We start from the raw sequence: 20,868 nt of genomic DNA on the forward strand, positions 1-20,868 counted from the left end.
GCTCCAGCCGGATCCATAACCCTCCGCGTCATTCCGAGGCGGCGAAAGCGGAGCCGGGGATGACGATGGAGGGCATTCCTCTCCGTCGCGGCGGCTTACCCGCCCGCGCTCACCATCGCCTCACCGCTCGTGCCCCGCCGTCGCGGTGGTCTCGCGCACCGGCGAGAGCAGGTAGTCGATCACCCGGCGGCGGCCGGTGCGGATCTCCACCGTCGCGGTCATGCCGGGGGTGAGCGCCACCTCCTTGCCGTCGGCCATGATGGTGGTCCTGGCGAGAGCCACCGTCACCGGGAAGATCAGGTTCTGGGTCTTCGGCATCCCGGTCACCGGGTTCACGCCCTGGCTGCGCGCCACCGACAGGGCGTCGCTGCCGCCGCCTGCCTCGCGGTCGTCGACCGCGTCGCGCGACACCCGCACCACCTTGCCGTCGATCGAGCCGTAGCGGGTGAACGGGAAGGCGTCGATCTTCACCACCGCCTCCTGATCGGGCAGGACGAAGCCGATATCCTTGTTCTGGACCTGGGCCTCGACCTCGATCGGCCCGTCGGTCGGCACCACCACCATCAGCGGCTGGCCGGCGGTGACCACCTGGCCCAGCGTCGTCACGGCGAGCTGCTGCACCGTGCCGGAGATCGGCGCCTTGAGCTGGGTGCGCTCGCGCTTGAGCGTGGCCTTCACCACGTCCTGCACCAGGGCGTCGCGCTTCTGGGCCGCTTCCGTCAGCGCCTGATACTGGCGCGCCACGGTCTCGCTGGTGAGCTGGGTGATGCGCCGCTGCAGCGAGGTCGCGGCGGCCTTGGCCTCCGTCAGCTGTCCGCGGTCATACGCGAGATCGGCCGCGACCTGCTCGACCTGCTGCACGGCGTCGATCACCGCCGCCCGGGTGCCGGCAGCCTTGGCCACCAGGGTCTCGCGCATGTCGGCGCGCTCCTTGAGCACCGCCTGGAGCCGCAGGCGGGCGGCGATGCTGGCGCTGAAGCGCTCCTGCGTCGCGACCTTCTCGGCGAGCTGCGCCTCGAACGCCTCGCGGGTGGTGACGTACTGGCCGATCTCGGCCAGCATCGCGCCCTCCTCGCGGGCGCGGATCGCCGGCGGCACCGCGCCCGGGAAGTCGACCCTGGCGGCGGACTGGTTCTTCTCCACCGCCTCGATCGTGGCGCGGCGGCGTGCGATCTGGGCCTCTAGCGCGGCGAGGTCGCCCTGGCGCGAGGACAGGTCGGCCTCGGCCTCGGTCGGCTCCAGGGTCAGGAGCACGTCGCCGGCCTGGACCCGGCTGCCGTTCTCGACCGCGATGGTCTGGACCTTGCCGGTGTCGAAGGGCTGCACGACCTTCGAGCGCCCGGAGGGCTGGATGCGCGCGGTCGCGACGGCGTGGATGTCGATCTGGGCGAAGATGCTCCAGACGAGCGCCGCCCCGAACATCAGGCACATCACCCAGGTGAACACCACCGCGTAGGGCGAGGGCGGGGTGTCGAGGATCTCGAGATGGGCCGGCAGGAATTCCTGGTCGGAGCGGTCGTCGGCGAGGCGCCGCACCCGCTCGGAGAGACCGCGCGGGCTGAAGCGGGCCGGCGGCGGGGGCGTGCGCCGCGGCACCGGCAGGGAGGTGGGTTGCGGGTTCGCGCTCACGCGGCCTCTCCCTGGGCTGAACCGTGGTCGGATTGCAGGCGCCAGAGGCGGCCGTAGAGCGAGGCCGGCCGCTCGACCAGCTCGCGGTGGGTGCCGTCCTCGACGATGCGCCCCTCCTGAAGCGCGATGATGCGGTCGCAGATCCGCACCGCCGCCAGCCGGTGCGCGATGATGATGACGGTGCGGCCGCGCACGATGTGCTTCATGTTCTCCTGAATGATCCGCTCGCTCTCGTAGTCGAGGGCCGAGGTCGCCTCGTCCAGGATCAGGATGCGCGGGTTGGTGGCGAGCGCCCGCGCGATGGCGAGCCGCTGGCGCTGCCCGCCCGAGAGGTTGGCGCCGCGCTCCTCGATCGGGGTGTCGTAGCCGAGCGGCAGCCGGCTGATGAACTCGTCGGCGCCGGCCAGCCGCGCCACCTGCATGACCTGCGCCCGCGACAGGCCCGGATTGGCGAGCGCGATGTTCTCGAACACCGTCTTGTTGAACAGGAGGTTTTCCTGGAGCACGACGCCGATCTGGCGCCGCAGCCAGGCCGGGTCGACCTGGGCGATGTCGACGCCGTCGACCAGCACCTGGCCCTTCTCGGGCACGTAGAGGCGCTGCAGGAGCTTGGTGAAGGTCGATTTGCCCGAGCCCGAGGGGCCGACGATGCCGATGACCTGACCGGCGGGGATGTCGAGGCTGACATCCTTCAGCACCTCCGGCGTTCCGGGCTGGTAGCGGAACGACACGCCCCGCACCGTGACCTGGCCCTTGGCCGGCGGCAGATGGGCCTGGGCCAGCGCGCGGGTTTCCGGCGGGCAGTTGAGCACGTCGCCGAGGCGCTCGAGCGACACCTTGACCTGCTGGAAGTCCTGCCAGAGCTGCGACAGACGCAGGATCGGCGCCGTGACCTGGCCCATGATCATGTTGAACGCGATCAGGCTGCCGACGGTCAATTCGCCGTTCATCACCGCGTAGGCGCCGAAGAACAGAACCAGCGCGGTCGTGACCTTGGAGATGTACTGGATCGCGTTCTGGCCGATGCTGGCGACGAGGCCGGCGACGAACGAGGTCTTGACGTAGGCGGCGAGCCGCTCCTCCCACTGGCTCTTGAGGGTCGGCTCGACGGCGAGCGCCTTGACGGTGTGGATGCCGACCACCGACTCGATCAGGAACTGGCTCGACAGGGCCGAGCGGTTGAAGCGCTCCAGGGTCTTGTCGCGCAGGATCGGCCGCAGCAGCACCGCCACCAGGATGTAGCAGGGGATCGACAGGGTGACGATCAGCGCCAGCAGCGGCGAGTAGAAGTACAGGATGGCGAGGAAGAGCAGCGTGAACGGGATGTCGATCGCCGAGGTGAGCGCCTGTCCGGTCAAGAAGTTGCGCACCGTCTCCAGCTCGCGCACGCGGGCGACGGTCTGGCCGGCGGGCCGGGTCTCGAAATAGCCGAGCGGCAGGCGCATCAGGTGGTCGAACAGGCGCGCGCCGAGCTCGACGTCGATGCGACTCGCGGTGTGGGTGAGGATGTAGCCGCGCAAGTATTGCAGCACGACGTGGAACAGGCCGAGCACCACGAGGCCGACCGCGACCAGCGTCAGGGTCGAGTAGCCGCGATGGACCAGCACCTTGTCGATGGTGATCTGGAAGAAGATCGGGGTGATGAGGGCGCAGAGCTGGATGAAGAGCGAGGCGACCAGCACCGTGGTGAGCGGCTTGCGGTAGCGCCAGATCGACGGCACGAACCAGGTCAGGCCGAAATTGTGGAGCGCCGTCTGGAGATTGGCCCGGCGCGCGATGAGCACGATGGTGCCGGTCCAGCGGGCCAGGAAGGCCTCGGCCTCGACGTGCTCGGCGGTGCGGGCGACCGGATCGATGATCCGGAGCTTGCCGTCCTCGAAGCGGCGGCCGAGGACGACGAAGCGCCCGTCCTCGACCTCCAGGATCGCCGGGAGCGGGATGGTGTCGAGCCGGGCCGGCTTCTGGTTCTGCAGCAGGCGGCCCTTGAGGCCGAGCCGGCGGGCGCCGCGCACGATGTCGACGCCGCTCATCACGGTCTGGCCGAGGCCCAGATCGTGGCGGACCTGCGCCGGCTCGCAGGGGATCTGGTGGAACGAAGCGACGAGGGCGAGCGCGCCGAGGCCCGAATCCGGCCGTGCCGCCGGCAGATCCGCGGCTCCGGGACCAGCGTGGCCGGGGCCGGCCTGTGCGGCCGCGTCTTGCACCATGTCTCGTTCCCCCACTCCGCGACGCGGCCATGCCGACGCCGGCTTCACGCCGCGTTCCGTCCCCAAGCCGCAACGTATACGAGAATCGGACCGTTCGTGACCAGCTTGGGGCAGCCCGAGGCAGGAAAGGCTCCGCCAAAAGCCCCGCATCGCGCGGGCTGCGATTGTTTCACGCCGGCCGTTTCGGGAAACCTCTTGGCCGGGGCCGGTGATGGTTTCATGACAGCCCGGCGGACGACTCATCCAGGCTCCGTCCGGCTCGTGGCGACGGCGCGTCGCCGCGGCGGAAACCAGATCGCCCGGCAACAGGTCTTGGACGGGACGTTTCCCCGCGCCGGCCTCGCACCCACTCGACCGGCGACCGCAGAGGTTGCGCGCGGATGCGCACTCGCGTTCCATGGCGCTTTCCGCCGGCTGCCGGCCCGCTTCGTGCATGAAGCGCGGCGGATCGATCGCGAGGACAGCGCGTGCCGACACCTTCCCATCGCCACGACCCGGGCGCGCCGATGCCGATGCCGTCAGCATGAGCGTCGTCATCTTGGGCGGCGCCGGCTTCGTCGGGCTGAACCTCGCCGATGCCCTGCTCGGGCGCAGGATCGCCGTGCGGCTCCTGGACCGGGCCCCGCCCCCGCCCCACCTGCTGCGGATGCTCGCGGCCCGGCCCGGCCCCCTCTCCCTCGACCTCGGCGACGTCACCGACCCGGGCTCCCTCGCAGCGAGCATCCGGCCCGGCACCGACGCGGTGGTGATCGCCGCCGCGGTGACGGCGGATGCCGCCCGCGAGGCGGCGGATCCCGGCCCGATCCTCGCCGTCAACCTCGCCGCCCTGGTGCCGATCCTCGAGGCCTGCCGCCGGGCCGGGGTGCGCCGGGTGGTGAACCTGTCCTCGGCGGCGGCCTACGGGGCGGCGCACGGTGAGATCCTGTCCGAGGACCTGCCGGCGCGGCCGGAGAGCCTCTACGCCGTCACCAAGTTCGCCTCGGAAGCCGTGCTGGCGCGGCTCTGCGGCCATTGGGGCCTCGACGGGGTGAGCGTGCGCCTGAGCGCGGTGTTCGGCCCGTTCGAGCGCGACACGTCCTTGCGCGACACGTTGAGCCCGCAGGCGCAGATCTGGGCCGCCGCCGAGGCCGGCACCCCCGCGCTGCTGCCGCGGCCGGGCCGGCGCGACTGGCTCTACGCTCCCGACGCCGCCGAGGCCGTGGCGCGGCTGATCGCGGCGGAGCGCCTGCGCTTTTCCCTCTACAACGTGTCGAGCCCCGCGACCTGGCCGGTCCTGGCCTGGGGCGAGCGGCTGGCCGGGAATCGGGACTTGGTGAATCGCGGCCTGGTCCGGCCCGGCTTCGTCTGCCGCCTCGCCGCGCCGGGCGAGACCCCGACGATCTCGCTGCACGGCGACCGCGACCGGCCGCCGCTCGCCACCGGCCGGCTGCGCGACGATCTCGGCTGGGAGGCGGCGCACGGCCTGGAAGCGTCGGCCGACGCGTTCCTGGCCTGGCAGACACGCATGAAGGAGGATCGCCCGTGAGGCTCGACGGCAAGGTCGCGGTGGTGACGGGGGGCGGCTCCGGCATCGGCGCCGCGACGGCGCGGCTCTTGTCCGAGGCCGGCGCCCGGGTGGCGGTGATCGACCGGGACGGCCCGGCGGCGGAGGCGGTGGCGGCCGGGATCGGCGGCCTCGCCCGCATCGCGGATGTCGGCGATCCCGCCGCGGTCGCGGCCGATGCGGGCGCGGTCATCGCGGCCTTCGGCGGCATCGACGTGCTGGTGACGGCGGCGGGCTTCTCCGTCGGCGGCACCGTCGAAACCACCTCGCCCGCGGATTGGGACGCGGTGTTCCGCGCCCATGTCGGCGGAACCTGGCTCTGGGCCGGGCAAGCGGTGCCCTCGATGCGGGACCGGGGCGGCGGCGCGATCGTCACGGTCGCCTCGCAGCTGGCCTTGGCCGGCGGGCGCGGCAACAGCGCCTACATCGCCGCCAAGGGGGCGGTGCTCAGCCTCACCCGCACCATGGCGCTCGATTTCGCCGCCGACCGCATCCGGGTCAACGCCGTGGTGCCCGGCGCGATCGAGACGCCGCTCCTCGCCCGCAGCTTCCGCCGCGCCGCCGACCCGGACGCCGCCCGCGCCGCCTCCGAGGCAAGGCACGCCCTCAAGCGCCTCGGGCAGCCCGAGGAGGTCGCCCGGGCCATCCTCTACCTCGCCAGCGACGCCTCCTCCTTCACCACCGGCGCGGCCCTACCGGTGGAGGGCGGCTGGCTCTCGGCCTGACGGATCCGCCATGTCCCTCGACGCTCTCCTCGTCCGCGTCCGCGACGAGATCGCCCGCACGGCCCATCCCCGCGCGTCCTGGCTCGCCCCCCGCACCGGCCCGGACGGAAAACCCGCCCACGACGTGATCGTGGTCGGGGCCGGACAATCCGGCCTCGCCATCGCCTTCGGGCTGATGCGGGCACAGGTGACCAACATCCTGGTGCTCGACCGGGCGCCGGAGGGCCTGGAGGGACCCTGGCTCACCTATGCGCGCATGCGCACGCTGCGCAGCCCGAAGGACTTCACCGGCCCGGATCTCGGCCTGCCGGCGCTCACCTACCAGTCCTGGCACGAGGCCCGCTACGGGCAGGCCGCTTGGAACACCCTCGACCTGATCGCCCGGGAGGACTGGGCCGCCTATCTCGCCTTCGTGCGCGCTGCGACCGGCGTGCCGGTCGAGAACGGCGTCGCCGTCACCGGCATCGCGCCGGCGGATGGATTGTTGGCCGTCACCGACGCGGGCGGCACGCTGCGCTACGCCCGCAAGGTGGTGCTCGCCACCGGCCAGGAGGGCGCCGGGGCTTGGGCCCTGCCGGAGGTGCTGGCCGGCCTGCCGACCGGGCGGGTTGCCCGCACCGACGACGCGATCGATTTCGCAAGTCTCGCGGACAAGCGCGTCGCGGTGATCGGCGCCGGCGCCTCGGCCTTCGACAATGCGGCGACCGCCTTGGAAGCCGGCGCCGCCGAGGTCACCCTGCTCTGCCGGCGGGCGGAGGCGCAGGTGGTGCAGCCCTATCGCTGGCTCACCTTCGCGGGCTTCCTGCGCCATCTCGGCGACCTCGACGATGCCTGGCGCTGGCGCTTCATGAGCGCCGTGATGGGCCTGCGCGAGGGTTTCCCGCAGGCGACCTGGGACCGCTGCGCCCGGCATCCGAACTTTCGCTTCCTCCCCGGCGCGCCCGTCACCGGCGCGCGGATGCGGGACGGCGTCATCCGGCTCGACACGCCGAGGGGCGAGACCGCCGCCGATTGCGTCATCGCCGCCACCGGAATCACGGTCGACTACGCCGCGCGGCCCGAATTGTTAGCGTTTGCCCACAACATCGCCACCTGGGGCGACCGCTACGCCCCGCCGCCGGAGGAGCGCGACGATCGCCTCGCCGCCTATCCGTATCTCGGCGACGACTACGCCTTCGCCGAGCGCGAGCCCGGCCTGACGCCCTGGATCAGGGACATCCACCTGTTCGGCATCGCCTCCACGGTCAGCCACGGGCCGTCGGGCTCGTCGATCAACGCCATGACGACCGCCGTGCCCCGCCTCGTCTCCGGCCTCACCCGCGGGCTGTTCACCGCCGACCTCGACCGGCACTGGGCCGAGTTCCGGGCCTACGACGTGCCGCAGGCGGTGCTGCGCTGACCCCCGCACGTTCGCTCTTGCCCCCAAGCCCATCCCTGGGCTGGAATGGCCCCTGCTGGAACGGCCCTTGCAAGACGGCCGGCCGATCAGGGATGCAGGAAGGGACGGGCGTGACGAAGACCGACATGCGGATGGGCGGCCACTCCGGCAGCCTCCTGGGCGCCCTCATCGTCGCCCTCGTGGTGGGGGCGGCGCCGGCTAGGGCCCAGAGCCGGGCCGAGACCCTGCGCTACGTCACGGGGGCCGCGGTCAACACCCTCGACCCGACCATGCCGGGCACCACCCGCGAGGCCTTCGCGATCAGCCTCTCGACCTATGACCGCCTCGTCACCTTCGGCCGCAAGAAGCTCGGCGACAATTGGGTCTTCGACCTCGAGTCGGTCCGCGGCGAGCTCGCCGAGCGCTACGAGGTCAGCCCCGACGGCCTCACCCTCACGTTTTACCTGCGCAAGGATGCCAAGTTCCAGGACGGCACCGTGGTCACGGCCGAGGACGTGAAGTGGTCGCTCGACCGCGCCGTCTCGGCGAAGTCCCTCGCCGGGCCGCAGCTCCTGACCGGCTCGCTGACCAGCCCCGACCAGTTCACCGTGGTCGATCCCCACACCTTCAAGGTCACGCTGCCGAAGCCCGACCGGCTGGCGCTGCCGAACCTCGCCACCGTCTACGCCATCGTCATCAACTCCAAGGCCGCCAAGGCGCACGCGACGCCGGAGGATCCCTGGGCGCAAGCCTGGCTGAAGGACCACGCCGTCGGCAGCGGCGCCTACAGCGTCGACGTGTTCAAGCCCGGCGAGCAGGTGGTGCTGAAGCGCAACGCCGACTGGACCGGCGCCGCGCCGGACAAGCCCGCCGGCTTCAAGCGCATCATCGCCCAGACCATCCCCGATCCGGCGACCCGCGCGAATCTCGTCGAGAAGGGCGACGCCGACATCGTCATCGACCTCCAGGCCAACGACGCGCTCGCACTGAAGGAGCGCGGCAAGCTGAAGGTGATCGCCACGCCGCAATTCAACGCGCTGACGCTGATCTCCTTCAACACGAAGCTGCCGCCCTTCGACAAGGTCGAGGTGCGCCAGGCGCTCGCCTACGCCCTGCCCTACGACGCGATGTTCAAGGCCGCCCTGTTCGGCCGCGGCAAGCCGCTCTTCGGGGCGACCTGGGGCGAGGGCGATCCCCAACCCGTCTTCCCCGTCGCCCAGCCGGTGACCCTCGATCTGCCGAAGGCCAAGGCCTTGCTCGCCAAGGCCGGCCTGCCGGACGGGTTCTCGACCACCTTCAGCTTCAATGTCGGCCAGGCCGCCACCGCCGAGCCGATGGCCGCGCTGATCCGCGAGTCGCTGGAGAAGATCGGCGTCAAGGTCGAGATCCAGAAGCTGCCCGATGCGCAGATGTCGACCCAGGTCAGCGAGAAGAAGCTGCCGTTCTTCACCGAAGGCATCGTCGCCTGGCTGCCCTCGCCGGACTATTTCTACCGCAACTTCTACACCGGCAACCAGCGCTGGAACTACAGCTCGATCGACGATCCCGAAATCAACGAGCTCGCCGCCAAGGCCCGGTTCGAGCGCGACCCGGGCAAATACGACGACGACGCCCGGGCCCTGAACCGGCGCCACCTCGCCCTGATGCCGCAGATCCCGATCTGGCAGCCGAACCAGGATGCCGTGATGGCGCAGTCGGTCGAGGGCTACACCTACCAGTTCCACCGCCAGGTCGATTACCGCGACCTGTCGCGCAAAATCGCAGAGAAGTAGGTCGCGGATGGCCTCCGCCAGCGGCATCGCCCGGCGCACCGGGCGCCGCTTCCTGTCCTCGCTGCCGGCCCTGCTCGGCGTCCTGGTCTTCACCTTCCTGCTGATGCGGGTGCTGCCCGGCGACCCGGCGGTGTTCTTCGCCTCCGGGCCGAATGCCGGCAAGGCGGAGATCGAGGAGATCCGCCGCCAAATGGGTCTCGACAAGCCGGTGCCCGAGCAGCTGGTGCGCTATCTCGGCGACGTGGCGCATGGCCAGCTCGGCCGCTCGATGACGACCGGCCAGCCGGTGCTGACGGATCTGCGCCAGCGCCTGCCGGCCTCGCTCGAACTGACCCTGACGGCGCTCGCCATCGCGCTCCTGCTGGCGATTCCCCTCGGCATCGCGGCGGCGCTCCGGCCGGGCTCGGTGGTGGACCACGCCGTGCGCTTCCTCTGCGCCCTCGGGGTCTGCGTGCCGACCTTCGTGTCGGGACTGCTCCTGATCTACGTCTTCTACTATCTCCTCGGCGTCGCGCCCGATCCCACCGGCCGCATCGACGTCTTCGCGGCGAGCCCGCCGGACATCACCGGCTTCCTGCTGATCGACTTCCTGCTCGTCGGCGATGTCGAGGGCTGGCGCGCCGCGGCCGGGCAATTGGTGCTGCCGGCGCTGACCATGGCGTTGTTCGTGCTCGCACCGCTCGCCCGCATCACCCGGGCGGCGATGCTGAGCGTGCTCGGCAGCGACTTCATCCGCACCGCCCGGTCCCTCGGCCTGCCGCGCCGGCGGGTCATCGTGACCTATGCGCTCCGCAACGCGATCCTGCCGGTGCTCACCATCGCGGGCATCGTGTTCTCCACCATGCTCGGCGCCAACGTTCTGGTCGAAAAGGTATTTTCCTGGCCTGGCGTGGCCTCCTACGCGCTCGATGCGCTGCTGGCCTCCGACTATGCGCCGGTCCAGGGCTTCGTGCTCCTGATGGCGAGCCTGTTCGTCGTCGTGAACCTCACGGTCGACGTGCTCTACGGCCTCGCCGACCCGCGCGTCTCCATCGAGTGACCGGATGCGAGGGATCCCATGAACGCCGTCGCTCCTCCTTTTGCCCAGCCGCCCAGCACCTTGCGGCATGCGGCTCACGTCCTGCGCGAGAATCCGCTGACGGCTGTCGCCGCCGCCGGCGCGACGCTGCTGTGCCTCGTGGGCGTCCTCAGCCCCTGGCTCACCCCCTACGACGCGATCGCCTCCGACGTGTCGGTGGCGCTCCAGCCGCCGAGCGCCGCGCATTGGGCCGGCACCGACCAGCTCGGCCGCGACGTGCTCAGCCGCATCATCGCGGCGACGCGGCTCGACCTCGCCATCGCGCTCTCGGCGGTGAGCCTGTCCTTCGCCCTCGGCGCGGTGATCGGGGGGGTGAGCGGCTATGCCGGCGGGCGGCTCGACCGGGTGGTCGGGCGCCTCGTCGACGTGCTGATGGCCTTCCCGCTCTTCGTGCTGGCGATGGCCCTGGTGGCGGCCCTCGGCAACCGGGTCGAGAACATCGTCGTCGCGACGGCCATCATCAACCTGCCGTTCTACATCCGCTTCGCCCGGGCCGAGGTGAACGTGCGGCGCGACGCCGGCTACGTCGAGGCGGCGCGGGCCGGGGGCGAGGGTCACCTCGCGGTGGTCCTGCGCTTCCTGCTCCCCAACGTCCTGCCCGCCATGGCGGTGCAGATCTCGCTCAACCTCGGCTGGGCGATCCTCAACGCCGCGGGCCTGTCCTTCATCGGCCTCGGTGTGCGCCCGCCGACGCCGGAATGGGGGATCCTCGTCGCGGAAGGCGCGCGCTTCATCACCACCGGCAAGTGGTGGCTCGTCGCCTTCCCGGGCCTCGCCCTGATGCTGGCGGTGCTCTGCTTCAACCTGCTCGGCGACGGCCTGCGGGACATCCTCGATCCCCGGATGCGGACCTGATGCAGCCTTCCCCCCTCCTCTCCATCGAGGACCTGGCGGTCGCCTTCGCGACCCGCCGCGGCCCGGTCGAGGCCCTGCGCGGCGTCACCCTCGCGGTCGAGCCCGGCGAGAGCCTGGGACTCGTCGGCGAATCCGGCTCCGGCAAGTCCGTCACCGCCTTCGCGGCGGCGCGCCTCCTCGACCGGGCCGGGCGCATCACCGGCGGGCGGATCCGCTTCCGCGGCCAGGAGGTCACCCGGCTCTCGGCGGCGGACCTGCGGGCGGCGCACGGGTCGGCCATCGGCATGATCTTCCAGAATCCCCGCGCCGCCCTCAACCCGATCCGCACCATCGGCCGCCAGCTCGCCGACGTGCTGGTGGCGGGTGGCGCGTCGCGGGCCCAGGCGCGGGAGCGGGCGCTGGAGAGCCTGGAGGCGGTGCGCATCCGCGACGCGGGCAGGCGCCTCGACGCCTATCCGCACGAACTCTCCGGCGGCATGTGCCAGCGGGTGATGATCGCGCTGGCGCTCGCCTGCCGCCCGGCCCTGCTGATCGCCGACGAGCCGACCACCGGCCTCGACGTGACCACCCAGAAGACCGTGATGGACCTCGTCGCCCGGCTCACCGCCGAGCGCGGCATGGCGATGATCCTGATCACCCACGATCTCGGCCTCGCGGCCCAGTATTGCGGCCGCATCGCCGTGATGGAGCAGGGCCGCCTCGTCGAGGAGGGCGAGCCCGGGACGCTGTTCTCCGCGCCCCGCCACCCCTACACGCGGCGCCTCGTCGCCGCCTCGCCGACCCCGACCTCGACGCTCGCCGACCTCGTGCCGGAGGGCACCCGTCCGCCGGCGGTGCCGCGTCCAGGCCCCGCCCCCGGCGCGCCGCCGCTCCTCGAGGTGCAGAGGCTGGGCAAGGCGTTCGGCGGCGCCATGGCGGTGGAGGACGTGTCGTTCTCGCTTCGCGAGGGCGAGAGCCTTGGCCTCGTCGGCGAATCGGGGTCGGGCAAGAGCACCACGTCGCGGATGATCTGCCGCCTCATCGATGCGAGCGAGGGGCAGATCCTGTTCGACGGCGAATCGATCGGCACGATCCCGGCCCGCGACTTCCACCGCTCGCCCCACCGGCGCGCGATCCAGATCGTGTTCCAGGACCCGACCGACAGCCTCAACCCGCGCTTCTCGGCCTTCGACTGCATCGCTCATCCGGTGAGGCGCCTGACGGCCTTGCGCGGCGAGGCCCTGCGCCTGCGGGTGATCGAGAGCGCCGAGCGGGCGGGCCTGCCCGCCGCCCTCCTCGATCGCTTCCCGCACCAGCTGTCCGGCGGCCAGAAGGCCCGCATCGGCATCGCCCGGGCGATCGCCGTGCGCCCAAGGCTCCTGGTGCTCGACGAGCCGACGGCGGCTCTCGACGTCTCGGTCCAGGCCGGGGTCCTGCGCCTCCTCGACGACCTGCGGCGGGAGGACGGCCTCGCCTTCCTGTTCGTGAGCCACGACCTCAACGTGGTGCGGATGATGTGCGAGCGCACCCTCGTGCTCCAGGGCGGCCGGGTGGTCGAGGAGGGCGTCAGCCGCGACCTCTTCCGGGCGCCGCGCACCGCCTACACGCGGGACTTGCTGGCGGCGATCCCGCATTTCCGGCCGGGTGCGCCGCGGGGGCTCGCGGCGGAGCCGGCGGCGTGAGGCCGGCGCCCCGGCGGTGCATCCGTCACACCTGCGCCCTCATCCTGAGACGGCAGGTGAGGTAGATCCCGCGACCAGATCTCTTCCATCACAGACACTTACAGGATTTTCCTCATGCGCGTGATCCGCACCGCCGCCGCCCAGCTCGGTCCGATCCAGAAGGCCGAGGACCGCGATAGCGTCGTCGCCCGGATGATCGCCCTGATGGACGAGGCCAAACGCCAGGATGCCGACCTGATCGTCTATCCGGAGCTGGCGCTCACCACCTTCTTCCCGCGCTGGTACCACGAGGACCGGGCCGAGGCCGATCACTGGTTCGAGCGCGAGATGCCCGGCCCGGCCACCGCGCCGCTCTTCGCCCGGGCGCGCGAGCTCGGCATGGCGATGTCCTTCGGCTATGCCGAGCTGACGCCGGAGGGCCGGCACTTCAACACCTCGATCCTGGTTGACCGCGACGGCACCATCGTCGGCCGGTACCGCAAGGTGCACCTGCCCGGCCACGACGCGTTCGACCCCGAGCGCACCCACCAGCACCTCGAGAAGCGCTACTTCGAGCCGGGCGATCTCGGCTTCCCGGTCTGGCGGATGCTCGACGGCATCCTCGGCATGTGCATCTGCAACGACCGGCGCTGGCCCGAGACCTACCGGGTGATGGGGCTGCAGGGCGTCGAGATGGTGGTGCTCGGCTTCAACACCCCCTCGGTCAACAGCCAGCGCAACGCCGAGGGCATCGAGGAGCGGCTGTTTCATCATCGCCTCTCGGTCCAGGCCGGCGCCTACCAGAACGCCACCTGGGTGGTGGCCGTGGCCAAGGCCGGGGACGAGGACGGGCACCACCTCACCGGCGGCACCCTGATCGTCGACCCGAACGGGAAGATCGTGGCGGAACTCGCCGGCGAGGCCGACGGGGTGATCGTGTACCCGTGCGACCTCGACGAGACCCGGTTCGGCAAGGAGACGATCTTCGACTTCGCCCGCCACCGCCGCATCGAGCATTACGGCCGCATCACCGCCCAGACCGGCGTGGTGCTGCCCGATTGACGTCAGGCGACCGCCACGATCCCGATCGCCATCGCGACCGCGGCCTGGACCGGGTCGACGACCGGGATGCCGAGCTCCTGCTCGAGGCCGCGCCGGTGCGCGGCCATGCCGGCGCAGCCCATGACGATGACCCCGGCCCCGTCCCGGTCGCGCAGGTCGCGGCCGACGGCGATCATCCGGGCCAGCGTGTCCGGGCCGCTCGCCGTCTCGGCCACACTCATCTCGAGGGCCCGCTCGCCGGCCAGCCGGTCGCTCACGCCCATCTGGCGCAGAGCCCGCAGGTGGCGCGGGATCGAGCCGCTCGCCACCGCGATGACGCCGAACCGGTCGGCCCGGGCGAGCGCGGTGAGGATCCCGCATTCGGCGATGCCGAGCACCGGCCGGTCGGTCGCCTCGCGGCAGACATGGAGGCCCGGATCGGAGTAGCAGGCGATGACGTAGGCATCGGCAGAGTCCCGCCGCACGAGGTCGCGCAGCGGCAGCGCCACCCGCTCGACATCGGCCTGCGACTGGATGCCGAACGGCCCCTCCGCCAGGGTACGGCACTCGATGGCGATGCCGGGCCGCGCGAGCGGTGTCAGCGCCGCGTCGAGGCCGCGCGTGACGACGTCGTTCGAGTTCGGGTTGATGACGAGGATGCGTCGGCCGGCCGTCATGGCGGTCTCCTGATGTGTCAGGCCTTCAGACTAGCAAGTTTCGGACGAGGAGCGTTTGTATGAGTGAGCCCGCCTTCGACACCGTGATCCGCGGCGGCACCGTCGCGACCGCGAGCGACGTCTTCTCCGCCGATCTCGGCCTCCGCGACGGACGAATCGCGGCGATCGGCGTCGGTCTCGCCCCCGGCCGGCGCGAGATCGACGCCACGGGGAAGCTTGTGTTGCCGGGCGGGGTCGACAGCCACGCCCATATCGAGCAGCTCTCGGCCTCCGGCCTGATGAATGCCGATACCTGGGAGAGCGCCACCCGCTCGGCGGCGCTCGGCGGCACGACCAGCGTCATCGCCTTCGCGGCCCAGCATGTCGGCATGGACCTGTCGAAGGTGGCCGAGGATTACGCGGCCCTGGCCCGGGCCGGCGCGGTGATCGACTACGCCTTCCACCTCATCATCGCCGACGCGACCGAGAAGGCGCTGGGGCAGGACATCCCGGCGCTGGTGCGCGCCGGGCATACCTCGCTCAAGGCGTTCATGACCTATGACCGCCTGCGGCTCGCCGACGAGGCGCTGCTCGACCTGATGGCGGCGGCCAAGGAGGCGAACGCGCTCGTCTGCGTCCACGCCGAGAACCACGGGCTGATCGCCTTCGCGAGCCGGCAATTGCTCAAGGAGGGCAAGACGGCGCCGAAATACCATGCCGCGAGCCATCCGCGCCTGTCGGAATCGGAAGCATTCGAGCGGGTGGTGCGGTTCTCGCAGTTCCTCAACCAGCCGGTGATGATCTTCCACGTCTCGACGGAGGAAGGCGCCGCGATCCTGCGCCGGGCCCGCGGCGAAGGCGCCAAGGTCTATGCCGAGACCTGCCCGCAATACCTCTTCCTCACCGAATCCGACCTCGACCGGCCGGGGCTGGAGGGAGCGAAATGGATGTGCTCCCCGCCCCTGCGCGAGGCCCGCGACCAGGAGGCGCTGTGGCGCGCCCTCGATCTCGGCGACCTCCAGACCGTCTCCTCGGACCACGCGCCCTACCGCTACGACGAGACCGGCAAGCTCAAGGCGGGCCCGGGCGCGACCTTCAAGGAGATCGCCAACGGCATGCCGGGCCTGCAGATGCGTCTGCCGCTCCTCTTCGACGCGATGGTGTCGGGGGGCCGCCTCGGCCTGCGCAAGTTCGTCGAGATCACCGCGACGGCGCCGGCCCGGATCTACGGCCTCGCCGACAAGGGCTCGGTGGCGGTCGGGATGGATGCCGACCTCTGCCTCTGGGATCCGAACAGGCGCGTGACCCTCTCGGACGCGATGGTCGAGGACCGTACCGGCTTCACGCCGTATGCCGGCCGTCACGTGACCGGCTGGCCCGAGACGGTCCTGTGCCGCGGCCGGGTGATCGTCGAGGGTGGTGCGGTCACGGCGGAGGCCGGCAGCGGCGCGCCGATCCGGCGGGGCTAGAAGCCGGCGGAACCTCCGGCGGGCCTCCCGGTTGCGCCTGCGGGGCTGGTCCCCCGGCAAGGAGGCCCGCATGACCGACCTGCGCAACGCCGTCGTGGTGCTCACCGGCGCGTCGAGCGGCATCGGCCGCGCCGCTGCCCTGGCCTTCGGCCGGCGGGGCGCCCGGCTGGTGCTGGCGGCGCGCCGCCGCGACGCCCTGGAGGAGGTGGCGGAGGCCTGCCGGCGCGTCGGCGGGAAGGCCGTCGTCGTGCCGACGGACGTGACCGACCCGCAGGCGGTGCAGGCGCTGGCGGACGAGGCCGTGCGGATCTTCGGCGCCATCGACGTCTGGATCAACAATGCCGGCACCGGCGTGTTCGGTCCCTACCAGGACGCCCCCCTCGACCTCCACCGCCTGACGATCGCCGTGAACCTGCTCGGCGGCATGCACGGCGCCTACGCGGCCCTGCCGGTCTTCCTGGCGCAGGGCCACGGCACGCTCATCACCAACATCTCGCTCGGCGGCTGGGCGCCGGCGCCGTTCGCGGCGGCCTACACGGCGAGCAAGTTCGGCCTGCGCGGCTTCACGGCGTCCCTGCGCCAGGAACTGCGCCGGCACCGGCACATCCATGTCTGCTCGGTCTTCCCGGCGATGATCGACACGCCCGGGCTCGACCACGGCGCCAACGTGTCGGGCAAGCGGATCGATGCCGGTCCCCTCGTCTACGCGCCCGAGGACGTGGCCGAGACCTTCGTGCACGTGGCACGCCATCCCCACGACGAGGTCGCGGTCGGCTGGCCGGCCCGGGCGGCGCAAGCGGCCTACGCCCTCGCGCCGGGCCCGACCGAGCACCTGATGGGCATCGCGATCCACCGCGCCCTCGACCGGGCGAGCCCGGCGCCCGTGACCCACGGCGCGCTCCGCGCCCCCCTCGACGATCGCCGCTCCACGAGCGGCGGCTGGCGCGACCGGCACGGCGTGCCCTCCGCCCGACGCCTCAGCACCGGCCTCGGCCTCGGCCTCGCCCTCGGCGTGGGCGCGCTGCTGCTCGCCGCGACCGCGGCAGCGAAGTCACGGTGACGGGAGATCGGACGCCGAGGCTGCGGTTCCGCGGGGTTTCGGGGCGCGCGGGGCACGAATCGGATTAGTTTGGTCCTCGATCGAGGAGCCATCACACTGTCAACGGTTGAGACGACGACCGCCCCCGCCTCCGTTGTCCCGACGGCGCGCCGCAGCCCGTTCTGGAGCGTGATCCAGGCCACCGAGCGCCTGCGCGCCCAGGTCTGGCTCGGCGACCTCGTGGCGCTCGGCGCCACCGCGGCCGCGCTCGGCCTGCGGCTCGCCGTCGACGACGTGCTGCCGCCGGGCTTTCCCTACCTGACCTTCTTCCCGGCGGTCATCCTCACCACGTTCTTCTGCGGCCTGCGCGCCGGCATCACCTGCGCCACCTTGAGCGGGCTCTCCGCCTGGTACTTCTTCCTGCCGCCGACCACCGGCTTCGTCGTCTCGGCGCAATCCGCGCTGGCTTTGGCCTTCTACGTCTTCATCGTCGCCGTCGACATCGCGCTGATCCACATCATGCACACGGCGAGCGCGCGGCTGCGCCATGAGCGCGCCGTGACGGCCGGGCTCTACGAGCAGCAGCGCACGATGTTCCAGGAGCTGCAGCACCGGGTGGCGAACAACATGCAGTTCGTCGCCGCCCTGCTGACCCTGCAGAAGCGCCGGGTCGGCACCGATCCGCAGGCGGCCTTGGCCGCCCTCGACGAGGCGCGGGTGCGTCTCGAGACGATCTCCCGCATCCACCGCCGGCTCTACGATCCGGACCGGATCAGCCTGCCGGTCGGCCAGTACCTGCAGGAGCTGTGCGCCGACCTCCTCGACGCGACGGGCGCCCGCACCATCGTCTGCCTCGTCGAGGTCCCGCCGGTGCGATTCGACCTGACCCGGCTCACCACCCTGTCGCTCCTGGTGGTCGAGGTGGTGACCAACGCCCTCAAGCACGCCTTCCCGGAGGGCGCCGGCGGGACGATCACCATCCGCCTGGAGACGACCGCGCCGGACCGGATGGCGCTGACCGTCGCCGATGACGGACGCGGCATCCCGGCCGGGTTCGATCCCGAGACGAGCCGGAGTCTGGGCCTACGCATCGCCCAGGGGCTGGCGGCGCAGCTCGACGGCACGCTGACCTATTCGGGCGGGTCCGGCACGGTGGTGCGGCTCGACTTCGCCGCTGCCGCACCGGCCGCCTAAGCCAACCGAAGCAGCAGGCCGACCGCCGTCACGATCAGAACCCCGAAGGTCGCCAGGATGCCGCCGCCCCGGCAGGCAAATTGCCGGGGGGAGTTCGCCGGCGCAGTCATGCCGAACGGGTGCAGCACCCGGCCGACCAGCAGCACGATCAGGAGGCCGTGGACCAGGGCCCGGCTCGCCCCGTGGGCCTCGAGCAGACCGACGAGGAGCAGGATGAACGGCACGTACTCGGCGAAGTTGGCCTGCGACCGGGCGCGGTGCAGCAGCACGGCGTCGCCGCCGTCGCCGTGCAGCACGTTGGCGGAGAGGCGCCGGGCCATCACCCAGCCGGAGAGCCCGGCGAAGAGGAGCGCCAGCACGGCCCCGTAGGCGGCGGTCAGGGAGGGAAAGACCATGACGGGGTTCCTCAGGCGCGGGTGGGCTCTTGACGAGTGGGCGCTTGGCAAGTGGGCTCGTGGATCGGGCAGCCATTGTGCCGGGCCCGGAAGCCGGCCGAACGCGGATAGACGGCGCGGCGCGCCCGCATCACCGAGCCGAGGGGCCGGTGCGCCGCGATCCCGTGCCACGGGCTGAAGGCGAGGCCTTCGTCGAGGCGGCGCACTTTCTCGTCGCTCCAGCTCTCCTGGGGCGCAATCACGATCCGGGCGACTGGCACATAGGGGCTCGTCTCCTCCGGCCAGGGCTTCGAGGCGTCCTCGACCGGCATCGTCTCGCGGTCGGTGAGGAGCTGGGCGCGCAACTCCCACACGCCTTCATGAGCGGAGAAGAACGCCGACACCGCCTCGCGCAGGCCGTTCGGCTTGCCGTTGACGTTGAGCGGTGCGCCCGTCAGCGCGGTGAGGGCCGGCGAGACCGGGGCCACCGCGACCTTGGCGACGTAATCGCCCCAGCGGAGGGCCGCCTGGCTGTAGAAGGTCTCGCCGAGGATATGCGTCTCGGGATGGCCGCCGAGGCCGATCAGCGTCGGGCTCTTGGCTCCCACCGCCTCGATCGCGCTCTCGATGCCGCGGAGCGCGGCGGAGAAGACCTTCTTGAACACCTGCGGCGTGTCGGTGGTGGCGGCCAGAAGCTTGAGGCTCCTCAGGAACGTCTTGGCGTCGGGCGCCGTGAAGGCGGGGGCGTTCGCCATCACGAAATCCTGGGTGTCGCCCTCCGCCCCCGGCAGCCGCTCGCCGGGCACGCCGATCACCTTCACGGCGAGGCCGCGCGGGGTCGAGACGCTGTCGTCCAGAATGTCGCCCGGATTGGTCGAGAGCCGCAGCACCACGTCGTAGGTGCCGGGCGCCGCGCACAGGCCCTGCGCCAGCGGCGCGGGCAGATCCGGCAGCACCGTCAGCTGGCCGGTCAGGAGGCCGTGGCTCTTGGCGTGGACGCCGCGCACCGCGTGGCCGTAATCCTTCAGCGTCGTCGTCTGGATCTTCTCGAAGACCCGGATCATCTCCGCCTGCACCTCCTCTTCGTCGGGCTGCACGCTCTCCAGGGAAGGATCGAAGCGGATCGGTGCCTGCATCGCGGATGGACCTTGCTCGTCTCGGGACGCTCGAGGCGCGTCCCTGCGTCAGCGGCAACGGCGCCGCCCCGCCGGTGTTCCGTCACGCTTCGATTCGCGGCGCCACACCGCGCGGGCTCCAGGCCGAGGCCGAGGACGCGCGTCGGAGAACCAAATCGTCAGATGCATGGCTCTGACGCGGGACATCGCGAAAAAATTTCTTCGGCAGAGTCTCTGAAAGCAAGATCCTTCTCCCCGTCGCCGGGACTTTGGGAGGCCCGTTCATTGACGACCGACCATGGCCCGGCTTGAATGCAACCGGAGGGCCGAGGTCGCGCAACCGGTTTTCCGCCCTCACGTATCCCCGCCGAACCACCCTGCGGGCGCCGCTCGCCCCTCACCGAGGAGCCCTGTCCATGCCCGCCGCCGTCACGACCCGCACCCTGATCGACCGCAGCCGCTACCTGGCCTGGAACGCGCTCACGGTCTTCGTCTTCGTGATCCTGACGGCTTACGTGGCGCGGGCGGATGGGCTGGTCCTGGCCGCGGGGTAGCGGTCTCGACCGATCCGAAACGCGGGGCGTCAAACGGGGCCGGGAGTGTCGCGCCGGCTTCCCGATCCGTGCTCGTGGGTCCACGCTCAAACTGCGTCTGAATTCCTCGAAGGTCGAGCGCGGTGAGGACCGCGGTGGAAGGCGTCTCACCCGCTCCTCATCGGATGGGAAGCCGCCGCCGCAAGGCTCGACGAACCACATTCTCCCGCGAAGCCGGAGTTGCGTGCCCGGATCACCTGCGCCCTCGATGCGGATCCGGCGGGCGATCGTCCCTCGAAGCGGAGAGCGATCATCGGCGAACTCGACCGGGATGTCCGCATCGAGCATCACGTCCGGAATCAGCTTGGCCGCTGTCACGTGGGCGATGACAGTCACGCAAAGGCCTGTCCGGCAATCGGCTTCGACGCGCAGGATCAGCATGCCTGATGCGCGCCAGCGTCCCTGACGGTCGACGATCCTTATTGCGCCGAAGGCTGCTTCAGCATCCGCGGGCCGGATCGTGCGCAGCAGATCTTCAGGAACCGGGTCCGCGATATCCAGGCCGATGCCCTGAGCTGGCAGCGGGTTCGTGGCTGTCACCATCAATGCGGCGGTGAGAG

The 20,868-nt window shown here is 71.4% G+C and carries 18 protein-coding genes; 13 read left to right on the top strand and 5 right to left on the bottom strand.

Going from position 1 to position 20,868, the window contains the following annotated elements; translation table 11 throughout:
* Positions 1–120: 120 nt before the first annotated feature.
* Both DA075_RS21865 and DA075_RS21870 read right to left on the bottom strand, forming a co-directional pair.
* Positions 121–1,629, bottom strand: a complete 1,509-nt coding sequence (locus DA075_RS21865; protein WP_244936276.1) for an HlyD family type I secretion periplasmic adaptor subunit — start codon at positions 1,627–1,629, stop codon at positions 121–123.
* On the bottom strand, positions 1,626–3,836 hold the full coding sequence (locus DA075_RS21870; protein WP_099955018.1) for a type I secretion system permease/ATPase: 2,211 nt from the start codon (positions 3,834–3,836) through the stop codon (positions 1,626–1,628). Before DA075_RS21870 ends, DA075_RS21865 begins: the two co-directional genes overlap by 4 nt.
* Positions 3,837–4,359: 523 nt before the next feature.
* Here DA075_RS21870 and DA075_RS21875 point away from each other — a divergent pair.
* From DA075_RS21875 to DA075_RS21910, 8 genes are all read left to right on the top strand, one after another.
* Positions 4,360–5,361, top strand: a complete 1,002-nt coding sequence (locus tag DA075_RS21875) for an NAD-dependent epimerase/dehydratase family protein (RefSeq protein WP_099955019.1) — start codon at positions 4,360–4,362, stop codon at positions 5,359–5,361.
* A complete protein-coding gene (locus DA075_RS21880) occupies positions 5,358–6,104 on the top strand; it encodes an SDR family oxidoreductase (protein ID WP_099955020.1) in 747 nt (248 codons plus the stop codon). Before DA075_RS21875 ends, DA075_RS21880 begins: the two co-directional genes overlap by 4 nt.
* Before the next feature lie 10 nt (positions 6,105–6,114).
* Positions 6,115–7,503, top strand: a complete 1,389-nt coding sequence (locus DA075_RS21885; RefSeq protein WP_099955021.1) for an NAD(P)-binding domain-containing protein — start codon at positions 6,115–6,117, stop codon at positions 7,501–7,503.
* Between the two features lie 125 nt (positions 7,504–7,628).
* Entirely contained in the window at positions 7,629–9,254 is a 1,626-nt protein-coding gene (locus DA075_RS21890) for an ABC transporter substrate-binding protein (RefSeq protein ID WP_099956729.1), read from the top strand.
* A 7-nt stretch (positions 9,255–9,261) separates the two neighbouring features.
* Positions 9,262–10,293 carry an ABC transporter permease gene (locus tag DA075_RS21895; protein WP_099955022.1) on the top strand — a complete coding sequence of 344 codons (1,032 nt, stop codon included), beginning with the start codon at positions 9,262–9,264 and terminating at the stop codon, positions 10,291–10,293.
* Between the two features lie 18 nt (positions 10,294–10,311).
* Positions 10,312–11,187: an ABC transporter permease gene (locus DA075_RS21900; protein WP_099955023.1), complete on the top strand. Its 876-nt coding sequence runs from the start codon at positions 10,312–10,314 to the stop codon at positions 11,185–11,187.
* Positions 11,187–12,848, top strand: a complete 1,662-nt coding sequence (gene nikE, locus DA075_RS21905) for a nickel ABC transporter ATP-binding protein NikE (protein WP_099955024.1) — start codon at positions 11,187–11,189, stop codon at positions 12,846–12,848. Before DA075_RS21900 ends, nikE begins: the two co-directional genes overlap by 1 nt.
* A gap of 114 nt (positions 12,849–12,962) precedes the next feature.
* Positions 12,963–13,889, top strand: a complete 927-nt coding sequence (locus tag DA075_RS21910; RefSeq protein ID WP_099955025.1) for an N-carbamoyl-D-amino-acid hydrolase — start codon at positions 12,963–12,965, stop codon at positions 13,887–13,889.
* A gap of 2 nt (positions 13,890–13,891) precedes the next feature.
* On the opposite strand, the gene DA075_RS21915 is transcribed toward DA075_RS21910, so the two are convergent.
* On the bottom strand, positions 13,892–14,545 hold the full coding sequence (locus tag DA075_RS21915) for an aspartate/glutamate racemase family protein (RefSeq protein ID WP_099955026.1): 654 nt from the start codon (positions 14,543–14,545) through the stop codon (positions 13,892–13,894).
* Between the two features lie 59 nt (positions 14,546–14,604).
* Here DA075_RS21915 and hydA point away from each other — a divergent pair, with 59 nt between their 5' ends.
* From hydA to DA075_RS21930, 3 genes are all read left to right on the top strand, one after another.
* Positions 14,605–15,993 carry a dihydropyrimidinase gene (gene hydA / locus DA075_RS21920; protein ID WP_099955027.1) on the top strand — a complete coding sequence of 463 codons (1,389 nt, stop codon included), beginning with the start codon at positions 14,605–14,607 and terminating at the stop codon, positions 15,991–15,993.
* 70 nt (positions 15,994–16,063) lie between these two features.
* Positions 16,064–17,053 carry an SDR family oxidoreductase gene (locus DA075_RS21925; protein ID WP_099955028.1) on the top strand — a complete coding sequence of 330 codons (990 nt, stop codon included), beginning with the start codon at positions 16,064–16,066 and terminating at the stop codon, positions 17,051–17,053.
* 168 nt (positions 17,054–17,221) lie between these two features.
* Positions 17,222–18,226 carry a sensor histidine kinase gene (locus tag DA075_RS21930; protein ID WP_099955029.1) on the top strand — a complete coding sequence of 335 codons (1,005 nt, stop codon included), beginning with the start codon at positions 17,222–17,224 and terminating at the stop codon, positions 18,224–18,226.
* Here DA075_RS21930 and DA075_RS21935 read toward each other — a convergent pair.
* Positions 18,223–18,621 carry an MAPEG family protein gene (locus tag DA075_RS21935; RefSeq protein ID WP_099955030.1) on the bottom strand — a complete coding sequence of 133 codons (399 nt, stop codon included), beginning with the start codon at positions 18,619–18,621 and terminating at the stop codon, positions 18,223–18,225. The two genes, DA075_RS21930 and DA075_RS21935, sit on opposite strands and share 4 nt — an antisense overlap.
* Positions 18,622–18,632: 11 nt before the next feature.
* A complete protein-coding gene (locus tag DA075_RS21940) occupies positions 18,633–19,736 on the bottom strand; it encodes a catalase family protein (RefSeq protein WP_099955031.1) in 1,104 nt (367 codons plus the stop codon).
* Positions 19,737–20,131: 395 nt separating this feature from the next.
* Between DA075_RS21940 and DA075_RS36690 the strand changes: the two genes are divergently transcribed.
* Positions 20,132–20,269 carry a hypothetical protein gene (locus tag DA075_RS36690; RefSeq protein WP_164712434.1) on the top strand — a complete coding sequence of 46 codons (138 nt, stop codon included), beginning with the start codon at positions 20,132–20,134 and terminating at the stop codon, positions 20,267–20,269.
* A 219-nt stretch (positions 20,270–20,488) separates the two neighbouring features.
* Positions 20,489–20,695, top strand: a complete 207-nt coding sequence (locus tag DA075_RS21945) for a hypothetical protein (RefSeq protein ID WP_099955032.1) — start codon at positions 20,489–20,491, stop codon at positions 20,693–20,695.
* The last annotated feature ends 173 nt before the right edge of the window (positions 20,696–20,868 follow it).

Source organism: Methylobacterium currus (assembly GCF_003058325.1).
Classification (GTDB): Bacteria; Pseudomonadota; Alphaproteobacteria; order Rhizobiales; family Beijerinckiaceae; genus Methylobacterium; species Methylobacterium currus.

Excerpts from the sequence above, each read along its gene's own strand:
- DA075_RS21900 (WP_099955023.1), top strand. The coding sequence starts at position 10,312 with ATGAACGCCGTCGCTCCTCCTTTTGCCCAGCCGCCCAGCACCTTGCGG.
- DA075_RS21895 (WP_099955022.1), top strand. The coding sequence starts at position 9,262 with ATGGCCTCCGCCAGCGGCATCGCCCGGCGCACCGGGCGCCGCTTCCTG.
- DA075_RS36690 (WP_164712434.1), top strand. The coding sequence starts at position 20,132 with ATGCCCGCCGCCGTCACGACCCGCACCCTGATCGACCGCAGCCGCTAC.
- DA075_RS21940 (WP_099955031.1), bottom strand. The coding sequence starts at position 19,736 with ATGCAGGCACCGATCCGCTTCGATCCTTCCCTGGAGAGCGTGCAGCCC.
- DA075_RS21915 (WP_099955026.1), bottom strand. The coding sequence starts at position 14,545 with ATGACGGCCGGCCGACGCATCCTCGTCATCAACCCGAACTCGAACGAC.
- DA075_RS21935 (WP_099955030.1), bottom strand. The coding sequence starts at position 18,621 with ATGGTCTTTCCCTCCCTGACCGCCGCCTACGGGGCCGTGCTGGCGCTC.
- nikE (WP_099955024.1), top strand. The coding sequence starts at position 11,187 with ATGCAGCCTTCCCCCCTCCTCTCCATCGAGGACCTGGCGGTCGCCTTC.
- DA075_RS21875 (WP_099955019.1), top strand. The coding sequence starts at position 4,360 with ATGAGCGTCGTCATCTTGGGCGGCGCCGGCTTCGTCGGGCTGAACCTC.
- DA075_RS21910 (WP_099955025.1), top strand. The coding sequence starts at position 12,963 with ATGCGCGTGATCCGCACCGCCGCCGCCCAGCTCGGTCCGATCCAGAAG.
- DA075_RS21885 (WP_099955021.1), top strand. The coding sequence starts at position 6,115 with ATGTCCCTCGACGCTCTCCTCGTCCGCGTCCGCGACGAGATCGCCCGC.
- DA075_RS21890 (WP_099956729.1), top strand. The coding sequence starts at position 7,629 with ATGCGGATGGGCGGCCACTCCGGCAGCCTCCTGGGCGCCCTCATCGTC.
- DA075_RS21925 (WP_099955028.1), top strand. The coding sequence starts at position 16,064 with ATGACCGACCTGCGCAACGCCGTCGTGGTGCTCACCGGCGCGTCGAGC.
- DA075_RS21870 (WP_099955018.1), bottom strand. The coding sequence starts at position 3,836 with ATGGTGCAAGACGCGGCCGCACAGGCCGGCCCCGGCCACGCTGGTCCC.
- hydA (WP_099955027.1), top strand. The coding sequence starts at position 14,605 with ATGAGTGAGCCCGCCTTCGACACCGTGATCCGCGGCGGCACCGTCGCG.